Source organism: Nocardiopsis sp. LDBS0036, assembly GCF_041228755.1.
GTDB lineage: Bacteria > Actinomycetota > Actinomycetes > Streptosporangiales > Streptosporangiaceae > Nocardiopsis > Nocardiopsis dassonvillei.
This window is the reverse complement of sequence record NZ_CP141103.1, coordinates 3,799,152-3,812,409: the sequence shown is the minus strand read 5'-3', so window position 1 is coordinate 3,812,409 and position 13,258 is coordinate 3,799,152. Positions and strand designations below refer to the sequence as shown.

The window sequence follows — 13,258 nt, the reverse complement described above, 5'->3', positions numbered from 1 at the left end:
GGAACGGCCGGTGTCCTGGGAGGGACCGGCGCGACGCCGACGGGAGGCGCACGGAGACCGCGCCGGGGCGGAGCGCCGCCGCCGGGGGGACGCCGCGGCGGCGAACGCGGCCCGCGGCTCACGCCCGCAGCGTGAGCGTGGCCAGGAGCCTCTGGTCGGCGTCGTCCAGGTCGAGTCCGGTGAGCTCGCGGATCCGCCTGATCCGGTGCCGCAGCGTGTTGGGGTGCACGTGCAGCCGCTCAGCAGCCCCGGACACGTCGCCGAAGGCGTCCAGGTAGGCGGACAGGGAGCGGCGCTGCTCGTCGTCGAGGGCGTCGAGCCGGTCGTCGCGCAGCCCGGGGCGGTCGGCCAGGGCGTCGAACAGCTCGCGCAGCACCACCGAGGAACGGACCTCCTCGAACGCGGTCACCAGCCGCTCGGGGCGGTCCGCGACCACCTCCAGGGCGCGGCTGGCGACCTTCTTCAGCGACGGCACCGCGCGCATCCTCGGCGCCACTCCCGCCACCGCCGCCTGGACGGGCGTGCCCAGGTTCTCGCGCAGCACCGACACCAGCTCCCGCGTCCACGCGGTGGGCGCCTGCCCGGAGGGCGCGGGGACCAGCACGTACAGCAGGCCGCAGGCCGGGATGACCAGGGCCTCGCGGCGGTAGGCCGCCGCGTACACCGACGTGATCTCCGCGGCCTGGTCCAGCCGCCAGGGCGGGTCGACCTCCCCCTCCCGAAGGGCGAGCGCGACCACCGCCACCGGCGTCGTGGGGTCGGCGCCCAGGTGGCGGGCGAGGGCGTCGGTGTCGCGCCCGGTGCTGCGCGCCTCGCTGTGGGCGCGCATGACGTGCAGCGCGGCCAGGCGCGCCGCGCCGCGCAGAACCTGGGGACTGGTCCGCGCGAGGGGCCTGCCGCCCACCTGCACCCAGATGGTGCCGAGCGCGCGCTCGCCCGCCTGTATCCCCACCACCAGGCGGCGCGCGGCGTCCAGGTCGGGGCGTTCGGCGACCTCGACCACCTCGCCGTCCCGTATCCGCTCGTTGACGCCCCACTCGCGCAGGTGCGCCAGGAACGACTCCGGGCAGCCGCGGCCGAGGATGGTCTGCCTGCGCAGCTCGTCGGCCCCCTCGCCGGAGGCGGAGTAGGCCAGGACCTGACCGGCGGCGTCCTCGATGCTGACGATGCCGCCGGTCAGGGTCGCGACGGTCTGGGCCAGGGAGAACAGGTCGCCGTGGCCGGTGTCGGTGGCGGCCGCCTCCAGGACCGACCGGGCCAGGGCGGCGAACTCGCCGGTGCCCACGGCGGGGTCCACGCAGAGCACGGGCAGGCCCAGACCGCGCAGCCCGTCGGCGTCCCCGTCCACGGCCGCCACGGCGCTGGCGGCCAGCTGCCCGGGACGCGCGGCCAGGGCGGCGGCCTCCCCGGGCGGGACGACGACCAGCGCACCGGCGGGTATGGGCGCGCCGTCCCCGGCCACGACCACCGAGCGGACCACGCCCCCGAGCCCCCGGGGCGCGGCGGCGAGTCCGTGGACGGCCTTGTCCAGTGCCTTCAGCAGGGCCTTGACGGTCAGGCCGGTCTCGCTCACGGTCGCACTCCGGGGGTCTTCTCGCACGGGTAGGACCATTGTGCGCCTTTTCCCGGAGCACCGGACGCCGCGGACCCGCGACCGCTCCCAGCCCGCGCACGAAAGGGCCCCGGGGCCCGTCAGAGCGCCGGGACCACGGCTCGGGGCCTCAGGACTTGCGGTTCTCGCCCAGCTCCTCCTCGATGGGGTTGACCGGGCGGCTCTCCTTCATCGACTCGGCCATGCCGGGCTTCGTGTGCTCCCTGCGCAGCTGCGCGCGGGCGGACTCGGTGTGCGAGTCCGTCTCGGAGCGGGGCAGGGGCACCGAGCGCAGCACCTCGTTGGCCTCGTTGTACTGGGCGGGCGGCATCGCCCGCAGAGCGCTGAGCAGTTCCTCGTCGGCGCCCGCGTCCAGGGCGTGCGTCACGATCCGGTCCTTGTCCGCCGGGAAGTCCACTTCCCCCAGGACGTCCTGTAGCCCCTCGATGCCACGCTTGACGCTCATCGTCAGTCCCTCCGACTCGTGCGAGGGCCGGGCGTCTGCGCCCCGGTCACCGGGGGTGTGCCGCCCGACCTGCGAGGACACTGGGGGCGCCTACCCGGTCGGAGGGAAGCCCAATCGTCGCGGGGGGGGAGCGCGGCCGGGCCGGGCGCGGCGTCCGGCGGGGCGCCGCGGCCCCAGGTCACCACGGTGCGAAACCCCGAGCGGGGGCGTCTCGCACCGCAGCGACCGCGCGTCGACCGCCGCGGGCGTCCGCGGCGTAGGGCCTCAGCCCTGTTCCGCGGCCGTTCCCCCGGCGGGGCGCAGCAGCGGCATGACCTTCTCACCGAACGCCGCGAGGTCGGCGTGGTAGTCCGGGAAGATCAGCATCAGACCGTCGAGCTCGGCGTACTCCACGATCTCGCGGATGCGTCCGGCCACCGTCTCGGGGGACCCGGTCACGAACGGCGTCTGGAACGCCTCGTCCTCGGGCCGCTCGGAGGTCAGCGACAGGGCCTTGTCCAGGGGCAGGCCCCAGGACCGCTTCATGTTGACCAGCGCGTCGATGTCCGCGCCGCGCCCGTACTCCAGCCGCCGCTCCTCGGCCGCGGCGTCGGTGTCGTCCATGACGACGGTCAGCATCGAGTACGTCTTGATGCTGCGCCCCTCCTTCTGGGCGCGCTCCTTGACGTCGCGGCTGGCGTCGCGCAGGCCGGGCAGGTCCTCCGCGGTCAGGAACGAGCCGTCGCAGTGGCGCGCCTGGAAGTTCAGGCCCGTGTCGGAGCGGCCCGCGCTGATCAGGGTCGGCGCCGGAGCGGGGTGCGGCCGCGAGCGGCAGTCGTCGAGCTTGAAGAACTCGCCGTCGTGGGTGACCGAGTCCTCGGTCCACAACCGCTTGAGGACGCTGGTCCACTCCTCGGTGTACCGGTAGCGGTCACCGTGGCCGATGTCCTCGCGCCACAGGCCCATCTGGGCGAACTCGTCCACGTAGGAGCCCACCACGATGTTCATCCCGGCGCGTCCGCCGCTGATGTCCTGGAGGGTGGTGTACATCTTGGCGGCGAGGGCCGGGTGGAACAGGTTCGTGTGGACGGTCGCCCACACCTTGACGTGCTCGGTGGCCTCCGCGAGCCCCGACATCATCGTGATCGACTCCAGGGTGCGCCCCCAGTGGTCGGTCGCGCCGTCGTAGCCGCGCCACTTGCCCATGGACATGACGAAGTCGAGTCCGTAGGCGTCGGCGAGGACCGCGGCCTTCTTGTTGTACTCGTACGTCGCCTCGGGGTGCGGTGCGGTCTCCGAGACGATCCACCCCCCGTTGCCGATGGGCAGGAAGATGCCGTACTCGGTTTCGGCGGCCTGTGGCCCGCCTTCTGCTGCCATCCTTGGCTCCTCATTCACTCTCGGGCGCCGCTCACTGCGGTCGCCCGTGCGCAGCGCGGTCTGTGCGCCGCGCCCAGGCGCTGTGGGCGCTCGGTGCGCGGCGCTGTCCGCGCGGTCCTGCTGTGTGGGCTGTGCCCGGTCCTACTCGGACGGCCAGGACACCTCGGTCGCCACGTGCACGGCCTCCAGGTAGCGGGGGTCGAACAGGGGCTCCACGTCGGGCAGCTCGTCCAGCTGGCCGTTGTCGACGAGGGTCTGGCCCTCGGCCTCGGTCAGGCTCAGGTCGATGTAGCCAGGGGTGGAGTCGTCGGGCGTGGAGGCCGTCACCAGCTCCTGCTCGGAGTTCCAGATCCGCAGGTTGTGCTCGGTGTCGTATCCGGCCTCGGCCAGCTCGGCGGCGTAGCCGACGCACTCCTCGCCGTTGTCCTGGCAGTACTCGAAGGCCTTGGCGATCGCGCGCAGGTAGTCCTCGACGACCGTCGGGTTCTCCTCGGCCCACGTGGGGTTGGTGGCCATCACGCCGAACGAGCCCACGACCCCGTAGTTCTCGGGGAGCCACTCGTTGTACTCCTCGCCCATGTCGGACAGGAGGAAGGGCTCGTTGGAGCGGAACGCGGTGAGCGCCTGCACCTGGTCGCGCGGCAGCACGCTGGGGTCGTAGCCGACCTCGACGATGTCGATGGAGTCCATGTCCACGCCGTCGGCGACGAGCATGGCCTCCAGCGGCGCGGGGAGCATGCCCTTGTGGCCGAGGGTGGTGCCCTCCAGGTCCTTGAGCTCCTCGATGCCGGTGCCGGTGAGCAGGCTGGCGATCGGGACGTGCCCGTAGGTGGAGACGCCGATGACCTCGTGTCCGGCGTCGTTGGCCTGGAGGACCTCGGCCTCGTTGCCCAGCGAGGTGAAGTGGGCGGTGCCGGCCGACACGAGCTGGGAGTTGCCGATGGTGTCACCGCTGCCGGGCTGGATCTCCACGTCCAGGCAGACGGCCTCGAAGTAGCCGAGGGCGTCCGCGGCGACGGCCTCCAGGATGGAGACCGAGGCCTGGTACTGGTAACCGGTGATGTAGGTGACCGTGCCGGCGTCGCGGTTGGTCTGGCAGCGCTCCTCGTCGATGACGGTGGCGACCTGGGTGTCCTCCTCGGCCGCATCCCCTCCGCTGCACGCGGCGGTGAGGAGGAGGACCGATGCCGCGGCGGCCGCCGCGAGGGAGCGTCGGCGCCGGGGACTGGGGCGGTGGGGCGGATTGGTCATTGGGGGTTCCTTAGGAGGTGGTGCGCTGCTGGGACTCGTGCCAGAACAGCAGTCTGCGTTCGAGGACGGTGATGAGTGCGAGCATCAGCACGCCCATGACGGCCAGACAGGCGACGGCCGCGTAGACGTACTCCAACCGGGCGGTCGCGGCCGAGTTGCGGATCATCGTGCCGAGCCCGCTTGAGGATCCGGCGGCGACGAACTCCGCGACCACGGCGCCCACGATGGACAGGGGAAACACCACCCGCAGAGCGGCGAGGGTGTAGGGGAGGCTGCTGGGGATACGCAGCCGGAGCAGCACCTCCAGGCGGGAGGCGTGCAGGGTGGAGAAGACGTGCAGGACGGGCCGGGAGACCGACCGCAGCCCCGTGGTCACGTTGATGAGCACCGGGAAGAACGTGATGATCGCGGTGACGATGACCTTGGGGGTCATGCCGAAGCCGAACGCCACCACCAGGGCGGGGGCGATCGCGATGACCGGGGTCACGTTCAGGATGACGGCGAGCGGCATGATCGCGCGCCGCAGCAGCGGGATCTCCGACATCAGCAGGGCCAGGACGAACGCGGTGCCCGCGCCGAAGGCCACGCCCGTCAGGGCGATGCTGAGGGTGGCCCAGGCGTTGTTCACGAACAGCAGCGGATCCTCGACCAGGATCCCCCCGACCTCCGCCAGCGGAGGCAGGAGGTAGGGCTGGTCCTCGGCGGTCGCCGACCAGGCGAAGCCGACGATCACCACCGCCACGGCGGTGGGCAGCCACACGCTGAGCCTGAGGCCGAAGCGGCGCCGGCGCGCGGCACCGCGCTTCGGGGAGGCCTCGCCCTCGGGGCGGGGCCGGACGGGTGTGCTGGTGGCCATGGTCTCTCCTCCTCTCACAGCGGAACGAGGTCGTCGGGGGCGGCTCCGGCCTCCCACGCGGACTGGAGGGACGCGCGGACCCGGTCCTCCAGGGCGTGCATGTGGGGTCCGGTCACCACGGCCTTGTCGCGGGGGCGGGGCAGGTCGACGGGCAGCACCTCGTGCACCCGGCCGGGCCGGGCCGACATCACGACGATGCGGTCGGAGAGCGTGACCGCCTCGCGCACCGAGTGGGTGACGAACACGACCGTCGTGGACATGCGCTCCCACATGTTCAGGAGCTGGAGTTGGAGCGCCTCGCGCGTGAACTCGTCCAGCGCGGAGAAGGGCTCGTCCATCAGGAGCAGGTCGGGCCGCAGACCGAAGGCGCGGGCGATCGCCACGCGCTGCTGCATGCCGCCGGACAGCTCGTGGGGGTACTTGCGGGCGGAGTCGTCCAGGCCGACCATGCGCAGCAGCTGGTCCGGGTCCTCGCTGCCCCTGCCCGCCCGGCGGTTGACCCGCGAGGGCAGGGAGATGTTGCGCCGCACGTTCAGCCACGGCAGCAGGGCGGGGGTCTGCGGGACCAGGCCCACGGCCTTGGCCTCGCACATGCGCTTGGGCGTGGAGCCGAAGACGGTGACGTCACCGCTGTCGTGGCCCTCCAGCCCGGCGATCACCCGCAGCAGCGTGGACTTGCCGCAGCCGCTGGGGCCGATGAGGCTGACGAACTCGCCTCGGGGGATGTCCAGGTCGATGCGGTCGAGCGCGGGCCGGTGCGGGTCACCGCCCTCGTAGGTCTTGCTGAGTCCGCGTACTTCGATACGGTCGTCGCTCACGCGGCGTCCCGCCTTCGGTACGTGTGTTCGGTGCGCCGGGCCGCGGGCCCCGGGCCCGTCTCCGGCCGTGCTGGACGTGCCATACCTTCTCCTCGGGATGTGTGATCGGATGATTGCACAACGTGTCCTGGCGGTGAATGGGTGCTGGAGGGGCGAAAACGGGCGCGCAGGTCACAGGGGTGTGGCGTCATCGACCGAGGAGGGGGCCGGGCGGCACGGAGCCGGAACGGGGTGCGAAGCACGACGGGAGCGCCGCGGAACGCGTGGCGGAGCCGCTGGGGGACGCGGCGGTGTGCGGGCCGACAGTGCTTGCTTTGACGGCACTGCTTGCGACGACGACCGCATGGGGAAGGCCCATGGGACACCCTCCAGATGGCTGTCCTCGGACACGGGTGCCCGAGGACCTTCGATGGAGAGCGGGTGGAAGCAAGCATGGCGACGGCCCGCGGGAATCTTGACGTGTCAAACGTTAGGGATTGCTGATTAACGCGTTATGAAGTGTTGATCACATACTGATATCGAGTGCCCGAATCCTGAGACGGTCGTCAACGAGGGCGACCGTGATCTGGTGCGAGGCGAAGGCCACGGGCAGCCACGCGCCGCGCCCGAAGAGCTTGGCGAGGGGCTCGCCCAGCACCACGAGCGGACGTGCGTCCGGGAAGTGCTGGTCCCGCAGCCAGGCCAGTTTGAAGGCGTCCGCGATGACCTTGTTGCGCTGGGCCGACTTCATCGGCCCGTGCAGGGGCGAGAACTGGGCGAGGACGGTCGGCTGACCGTCGTCGGCGCAGTCGACCCCGACCCGGGTCCCGTCCGCGAGGGTGAACTCCCGGGGGGCGAGCTCGACCCCCAGGTACGCGGAGAGCGCCCTGGTGAGCTCGGGATTACCCTCCCGGGTCGATCGGATTATGTCCCCCGATGACGGACTTCTCGCTGAATGCCCCATAGCAAGGAAACTTTAGTGCACATGGGCCCCAGCGGCATCGCGCTTGCCTCGGCGCGCTCCAGGTCGGAGACAGTATCGACGCCGTGACCTGCGGTTTTGTGGGAAGCTCCCGTGTTGTGCTTCACATCGGCCTTTCCCGGAGCGAACTCGTGACCGAAGTCCCGTTCCGGTAGGGCCTTCCGGCGCGCCGGTCGTCCGCGCGCCGTCCCCGGGGAGCGCGGCCCTGAACGTATCCCCTGGTCGAAGCGGGTGACGGGAAGGGATATCCCGGTAATTGCGCGGGAGAACGCGGTTGGACGGCTCCAGTTCGCGGTGCGCGGGTCCACACAGCGGACCGCTGTCAGCCGTTGTTCACCTGATGATGATATGTGCGGGGACTGCGATTTACGCGGTGCACTGGGCGACCGCCATGTTCACCTCGGCCGTCCCCGGGCAGTCGGGGATGACAGGCGTCCCACGAGGAGCACGAGGAGGCGGCGGTGGAGATCGTCCGTGCCGAGCACGTGGCTCGGCTGCTGAGCACGCAGAACGGAGACCCCGTGCTGGTCGTCCACGAGGGCCGGGCCGACGTCGTCGAGGAGGCCGACCTCGACGGTCCGCGCTACGCGGGGGCGCTGCGCGTGATCGGCCGCGCGGACCTGTTGGAGGAGCGCGGCGGCGCGCGGCCGGGGCCGGAGGAGACCGAGGCCCTCGCGCGGCGGCTGGACACCGCCGTTCAGGGCCTCGGCGGATGACGGAGGGGACCGGCGGACATCCGCCGGTCCCCTGCTGTGTCTTCGGGTGTCGGAACACCGTGTCCCCGGGCGGCGGGCCCCGGCGCGGAGCCCTGCTTCCGCCGCGTGCCCTGGCCTTCGGGGGTGGAAACCCCTAACCGGCCGCCTTGGGGTCGTAGGTCTCACCGGTCACCGGGTTGGTGGCCAGGCCGGTGACCGGGTCGTAGTCCACGTCCATGCCCAGGTCCGAGTCGTGGTAGAGCCCGGTCTCGGGGTTGCGGGGCAGCCCCACCTCGGGGTCGATCTCCCAGCCGGTGACCGGGTCGACGGTCGGGACGGCCTGCTCGGAGGGCTCCTCGGACGGTTCCGTGGCCGTCTCGGAGGACGGGCCGGTCCCGGCGTCGGCCTCGGTGTCGGTCTCGGGTTCGGACTCCTCCCCCGGCGTCTCCTGCTCGCTGACGATCTCGCTCTCGGCGGGCTGCGCGCCCGCGCCGCCCTGCGGGTCGAGCGCGCCCCAGCTCACCAGGGCCAGGATGAGGATGCCCAGGCCCACGCGGTAGTAGACGAACGGCATGAAGCTGTGCGTGGAGATGAAGCGCATCAGCCAGGCGATGACGATGAAGCCGACGACGCCCGCGATGAGCGTGCCCACGATGGTGGCGCCCCACCCGGCGTACTCGTTCTCACCGATGTCGGTCAGCTTGTACAGACCCGAGCCGAAGACGGCGGGCAGCGCCAGCAGGAAGGCGTACTCGGCCGCGTCCGCGCGCTTGAAGCCGAGCAGCATCCCGCCGGTGACGGTGCCGCCCGACCGGGAGACGCCCGGGACGAGGGCGAGCGCCTGGAACAGACCGAAGGTCATGCCCCGGGAGACGTTGAGGTCCTCCAGGGTGCGGTGCTTGCGCGAGTACCGGTCGACGATGCCGAGGACCACGCCGAAGATGATGAGGTTCAGCGCGATCAGGCGCAGGTCGCGGAAGACGCTGTCGATCTGCTCCTCCAGGAGCAGGCCCAGGACCACGATGGGGACGGAGCCGAGGATCACGTACCAGCCCATGCGCGCGTTGATGTCGCTGCGCAGTTCGCGGTTGAACAGCGACCTGGTCCACGTGGACAGGATCGCCCAGACCCTCTGGCGGAAGTAGATCACCACGGCCAGCTCGGTGCCGATCTGGCTGACGGCGGTGAAGGCGGCGCCGGGGTCGGGCCAGCCGAAGAAGGCCGACACCACGCGCAGGTGTCCGCTGGAGGAGATCGGTAGGAACTCGGTCAGTCCCTGGACGAGGCCAAGGATGACTGCTTCGAAGAGGGACACGGCAGAGTCTGCTCCAGCTGCTTCGGTCGCCTCCCTCGGCGGGACACGGCGACGGTGGACAGGGCACGGCGGGGGCGCGCTCGGGGAAAAGGGGGTGGCCCACGAAGCTTACTGAGGTCTCCGGGTCGGCGTGGCATCACCGGGGGCCGAGGCGACGCCGTTCCGCCTCCGCTGCCGGGAGGGTGCGAACACGCGTGCGGAGGGAGCACGGGGCCGCCCGGTCGGCGACCGCCCTGCGCACCGGAGGGGGAACCGCGCTGGGGGTTTCCCGGCCCGCGGACGGTTCGGGAGGGCGGTCGGTGAAACGCGCCTTCCCCGCGGGAGGCCACGGGTGGCGGACACGGCGACCTCTCCGGGCGCGGCCGGGGAGCGCGGCCAAGCCTTTGGCCTTCGTACCGATCGCCGTTGGGCGCAGTTCACGTGCGCGCCTCATTACGCGGTGCCGACGTGCCTCGGGAACGCTCGGCGGGGGTTTCCAGGAGGGCGTCGGCGGCCCTCCGGGACCGCCCGGCGTGGGCACGTCCTGCGGCCGCGCACCCGGGGGAGTCCCGGACCGCGGCGGCCGGGTGCGCCGAACGACCCTACGGCCGCGCGCCCGGGGAGAGCTCCCCGATCAGCTCCTCGACGCGCCTTCTGATCTCGTCGCGGATGGGTCGGACGGCGGCCACGCCCTGACCGGCGGGGTCGGGCAGGAACCAGTCCAGGTAGCGCTTGCCCGGGAAGACGGGGCAGGTGTCGCCGCAGCCCATGGTCACGCACACGTCGGAGGCCTCGACGGCCTCGGTGGTGAGGATCTTGGGGTGCTGGTCGGTGATGTCCACGCCGACCTCGGCCATGGCCTCGACCACGGCGGGGTTGAGCGCGTCGGCGGGCGCGGACCCGGCGGAGCGGACCTCCACGCGGTCCCCGGCCAGATGGGACAGCCAGGCGGCGGCCATCTGGGAGCGGCCCGCGTTGTGGACGCACACGAACAGGACGGACGGCTTGTCGGAACTGGTCACGGTCACTCGCCTCTGCTTCGTTTCGGTGGTGGACGGACGCCGCGGGGAACCGGACTCCGCGCGGCCGGAGGGGAATCGGGTCCGTGCGGGGGCGGAGGGCGCCGGACCGGACGCGGACCGCGTTCCCCGGGAGAAACGGGTTCCCGGGAGAAGGGGAGGGCGTCCGACGGGCTTGTCGGCGACAACCGACAGGATAATATCAGCGTATGCTGATATCAGTCGACACTGACCTCATGAGGGCGCTGGGAGACCCGCTCCGGCTGCGGATCGTGACCCTGCTCGCCCGGGAGACCCTGTGTACGACGCACCTGGTCGAGGAGACCGGGGCGCGCCAGACCAACCTGTCCAACCACCTGCGGATCCTGCGCGAGGCGGGGGTGGTGGAGACCGAGCCCTGCGGCCGGTTCACCTACTACCGGCTGCGCCCGGACCGGATCGAGGACCTCTCCGGGGCCCTGGCCGGGCTCGCCGCCACCGCCCGTACCAGCGGAGCCGCCGCGAACAGGAGGCCCTGCTGATGGCCTCGACCGACAGGACCACCAGTGGTACGGGTGGGTCCGTCGTCGCGAGACTGTCGTTCCTCGACCGGTTCCTCGCGGTGTGGATCCTGCTCGCCATGGCCGTCGGCCTGGGTCTGGGACGCCTGGTCCCGGGGCTGAACGAACTCCTGGCCGCCATGGAGGTCGGCGGGATCTCCCTGCCCATCGCGCTCGGCCTGCTGGTCATGATGTACCCGGTGCTGGCCAAGGTCCGCTACGACCGTCTGGACACCGTCACCCGCGACACCCGGCTGCTGGTCACCTCCCTGGTGATCAACTGGCTCGTCGGCCCCGCGGTGATGTTCGCGCTGGCCTGGATCTTCCTGGCCGACCTGCCCGAGTACCGCACCGGCCTGATCATCGTCGGCCTGGCGCGCTGCATCGCGATGGTCATCATCTGGAACGACCTGGCCTGTGGCAACCGCGAGGCCGCCGCGGTGCTGGTCGCGCTGAACTCGGTCTTCCAGGTGCTGGTCTTCGGCCTGCTGGGCTGGTTCTACCTGGACCTGCTGCCCGGGTGGCTGGGCCTGGACACCGACGGACTCGATGTCTCCCCTTGGACCATCGCCCTGAACGTCGTGGTCTTCCTCGGAATCCCCCTCATGGCGGGGTTCCTCACCCGCCGGATCGGCGAGCGGAGGATCGGCCGCGAGCGCTACGAGTCGGCCTTCCTGCCCCGGATCGGCCCATGGGCGCTGTACGGGCTGCTGTTCACCATCGTCCTGCTGTTCGCCCTCCAGGGGGACCGGATCACCAGCCAACCGCTGGACGTGGCGCGCATCGCGGTGCCGCTGCTGGCCTACTTCGCCCTCATGTGGTTCGGCACCTTCGCCTTCGGCAAGGCGGTCGGGATGGACTACGACCGCACCGCGACGCTGGCCTTCACGGCGGCGGGCAACAACTTCGAGCTGGCCATCGCGGTCGCGATCGCGACCTTCGGCGTCACCTCGGGCCAGGCCCTGGCCGGGGTGGTGGGCCCGCTGATCGAGGTGCCCGTGCTCATCGCCCTGGTGTACGTGTCCCTGGCCTGGCGCAGGCGCTTCGCCCCGGAGCGGAGGTAGGGAGCGCCTACCGCGCCGCGGACTCCCGCGCGGCCTCGGGCGCGGGGCCGCAGCAGCCGCCGCTGTCGGCCGCCGCGTCCGGCTCCTCGGGCAGGCCTCCGCCGCTGCACACCCCCGTCTCGGGCAGGACCAGCTCCACGCGGGCGGCCGCCTCGCGGTCCCCGGCCAGATGGGCGGCGATGCTGCGGACCTGTTCGTAGCCGGTCAGGGCCAGGAAGGTCGGGGCGCGCCCGTAGGACTTCATCCCGGCCAGGAAGAACCCCTCCTCAGGATGGGAGAGCTCGGCGGCGCCGTGGGGGTAGACGGTGCCGCAGGAGTGCACGTTGGGGTCGATGAGCGGGGCGAGTTCCACCGGCGCCTGGAGGGTGCTGTCCAGGCCCAGGCGGATCTCGGACAGGAAGGACAGGTCGGGACGGAATCCGGTGAGGGCGACCACCTCGTCCACGGGCTCCAGCTCGCGGCCCTCCTCGTCGGCCAGCACGAGGCGTCCGTCCTGTTCCGTGCGGACCCCGGCGGTACGGAACCCGGTGACCACTCGAATGTGCCCGGCTTCCACGGCGTCGCGGGCGCGCTGGCCGAGCGCGCCGCGCGCGGCCAGCTGGTCGGCCGCGCCACCGCCGAAGGCATCGCCGATCTCCTCCCGGCGCAGCACCCACACCGCCTCGGTGCCGGGTTCCTCCCCGGCCAACGCGGCCAGGCCGACCAGGGCGGTCAGCGCCGAGTGCCCCTTGCCGACGACCGCCGTGGTCCGACCCGCGTACCGGGCCCGTCCGGCTGGGCTGGCGGTGTCGGGAATGCGGTACGAGACGTGCTCGGCGGCCGTCGACTCGCCCAGCGCGGGCAGCCCGTCGCCGCCCACCGGGTTGGGCGTGCCCCAGGTGCCGGAGGCGTCGACCACCGCGCGGGCCAGGATCCGCTCCTCGCCCCGGTCGGTGCGAAGGCGCACGGTGAAGGGCTGCTCTCCGCGCCCGGCGTCCACGACCCGGTCCCGGCCCATGCGGCTCACACCGGTCACCTCGGCGCCGAAGCGGACCCGTTCGCCCAAGGCCCCGGCCAGGGGAGCGAGGTAGGCCTCGACCCACTCGCGGCCGGTCGGGTAGCCCGCGTCGTCCGGACGCCGCCAACCGGTGGCGGTGAGCAGCTTCTCCGCGGCCGGGCCGACCAGGTCGCGCCACATCGAGAACAGGCGCACGTGGCCCCATTCGGACACGGCGGCACCGGCTCGATCGCCCTTCTCCAGGACCAGGACCGGCAGGTCGCGCGCGACCAGCTCCGCCGCGGCCGCGAGTCCCACCGGACCGGCGCCGATCACCACGACCGGACGTTGTGCGTCCATGACGCCCTC

At 72.1% G+C, this 13,258-nt stretch carries 13 protein-coding genes; 3 read left to right on the top strand and 10 right to left on the bottom strand.

What is annotated here, in order from left to right:
- Positions 1 to 118 precede the first annotated feature (118 nt).
- The 7 genes from UIS43_RS16100 to UIS43_RS16070 all read right to left on the bottom strand — a co-directional run bounded on the left by UIS43_RS16100 (position 119) and on the right by UIS43_RS16070 (position 7,284).
- Entirely contained in the window at positions 119 to 1,573 is a 1,455-nt protein-coding gene (locus UIS43_RS16100) for a PucR family transcriptional regulator (protein ID WP_370010609.1), read from the bottom strand.
- A gap of 148 nt (positions 1,574 to 1,721) precedes the next feature.
- On the bottom strand, positions 1,722 to 2,057 hold the full coding sequence (locus UIS43_RS16095; protein ID WP_013155502.1) for a DUF2795 domain-containing protein: 336 nt from the start codon (positions 2,055 to 2,057) through the stop codon (positions 1,722 to 1,724).
- 264 nt (positions 2,058 to 2,321) lie between these two features.
- A complete protein-coding gene (locus UIS43_RS16090) occupies positions 2,322 to 3,416 on the bottom strand; it encodes an LLM class flavin-dependent oxidoreductase (RefSeq protein ID WP_071622972.1) in 1,095 nt (364 codons plus the stop codon).
- Between the two features lie 141 nt (positions 3,417 to 3,557).
- Positions 3,558 to 4,667, bottom strand: a complete 1,110-nt coding sequence (locus UIS43_RS16085; protein ID WP_013155500.1) for an ABC transporter substrate-binding protein — start codon at positions 4,665 to 4,667, stop codon at positions 3,558 to 3,560.
- A 10-nt stretch (positions 4,668 to 4,677) separates the two neighbouring features.
- On the bottom strand, positions 4,678 to 5,523 hold the full coding sequence (locus tag UIS43_RS16080) for an ABC transporter permease (RefSeq protein WP_013155499.1): 846 nt from the start codon (positions 5,521 to 5,523) through the stop codon (positions 4,678 to 4,680).
- Positions 5,524 to 5,537: 14 nt separating this feature from the next.
- Entirely contained in the window at positions 5,538 to 6,341 is an 804-nt protein-coding gene (locus UIS43_RS16075) for an ABC transporter ATP-binding protein (RefSeq protein WP_013155498.1), read from the bottom strand.
- 505 nt (positions 6,342 to 6,846) lie between these two features.
- Entirely contained in the window at positions 6,847 to 7,284 is a 438-nt protein-coding gene (locus UIS43_RS16070) for a hypothetical protein (RefSeq protein ID WP_013155497.1), read from the bottom strand.
- Between the two features lie 479 nt (positions 7,285 to 7,763).
- Between UIS43_RS16070 and UIS43_RS16065 the strand changes: the two genes are divergently transcribed.
- Complete coding sequence (locus UIS43_RS16065) at positions 7,764 to 8,018, top strand: hypothetical protein (protein ID WP_013155496.1); 255 nt, start codon at positions 7,764 to 7,766, stop codon at positions 8,016 to 8,018.
- Positions 8,019 to 8,151: 133 nt separating this feature from the next.
- Here UIS43_RS16065 and UIS43_RS16060 read toward each other — a convergent pair whose 3' ends face one another.
- Positions 8,152 to 9,312: an undecaprenyl-diphosphate phosphatase gene (locus UIS43_RS16060; RefSeq protein ID WP_013155495.1), complete on the bottom strand. Its 1,161-nt coding sequence runs from the start codon at positions 9,310 to 9,312 to the stop codon at positions 8,152 to 8,154.
- Positions 9,313 to 9,893: 581 nt separating this feature from the next.
- The gene (locus tag UIS43_RS16055; RefSeq protein WP_370010605.1) at positions 9,894 to 10,313 is read right to left on the bottom strand and encodes an arsenate reductase ArsC; all 420 of its coding nucleotides are present in this window, start codon (positions 10,311 to 10,313) and stop codon (positions 9,894 to 9,896) included.
- Positions 10,314 to 10,546: 233 nt separating this feature from the next.
- Here UIS43_RS16055 and UIS43_RS16050 point away from each other — a divergent pair, with 233 nt between their 5' ends.
- Positions 10,547 to 10,831 (top strand): helix-turn-helix transcriptional regulator, encoded by a 285-nt coding sequence (locus tag UIS43_RS16050; RefSeq protein WP_197724927.1) that lies wholly within the window; start codon positions 10,547 to 10,549, stop codon positions 10,829 to 10,831.
- On the top strand, positions 10,831 to 11,913 hold the full coding sequence (arsB, locus tag UIS43_RS16045) for an ACR3 family arsenite efflux transporter (protein WP_071622971.1): 1,083 nt from the start codon (positions 10,831 to 10,833) through the stop codon (positions 11,911 to 11,913). The genes UIS43_RS16050 and arsB overlap by 1 nt, the downstream gene beginning before the upstream one ends.
- 7 nt (positions 11,914 to 11,920) lie before the next feature.
- On the opposite strand, the gene UIS43_RS16040 is transcribed toward arsB, so the two are convergent.
- On the bottom strand, positions 11,921 to 13,249 hold the full coding sequence (locus UIS43_RS16040) for an FAD-dependent oxidoreductase (protein ID WP_370010601.1): 1,329 nt from the start codon (positions 13,247 to 13,249) through the stop codon (positions 11,921 to 11,923).
- Positions 13,250 to 13,258 lie beyond the last annotated feature (9 nt).

Coding starts and splice junctions, on each gene's coding strand:
- UIS43_RS16040 (WP_370010601.1), bottom strand. CDS start 13,249: ATGGACGCACAACGTCCGGTCGTGGTGATCGGCGCCGGTCCGGTGGGA.
- arsB (WP_071622971.1), top strand. CDS start 10,831: ATGGCCTCGACCGACAGGACCACCAGTGGTACGGGTGGGTCCGTCGTC.
- UIS43_RS16085 (WP_013155500.1), bottom strand. CDS start 4,667: ATGACCAATCCGCCCCACCGCCCCAGTCCCCGGCGCCGACGCTCCCTC.
- UIS43_RS16080 (WP_013155499.1), bottom strand. CDS start 5,523: ATGGCCACCAGCACACCCGTCCGGCCCCGCCCCGAGGGCGAGGCCTCC.
- UIS43_RS16070 (WP_013155497.1), bottom strand. CDS start 7,284: ATGGGGCATTCAGCGAGAAGTCCGTCATCGGGGGACATAATCCGATCG.
- UIS43_RS16050 (WP_197724927.1), top strand. CDS start 10,547: ATGAGGGCGCTGGGAGACCCGCTCCGGCTGCGGATCGTGACCCTGCTC.
- UIS43_RS16090 (WP_071622972.1), bottom strand. CDS start 3,416: ATGGCAGCAGAAGGCGGGCCACAGGCCGCCGAAACCGAGTACGGCATC.
- UIS43_RS16095 (WP_013155502.1), bottom strand. CDS start 2,057: ATGAGCGTCAAGCGTGGCATCGAGGGGCTACAGGACGTCCTGGGGGAA.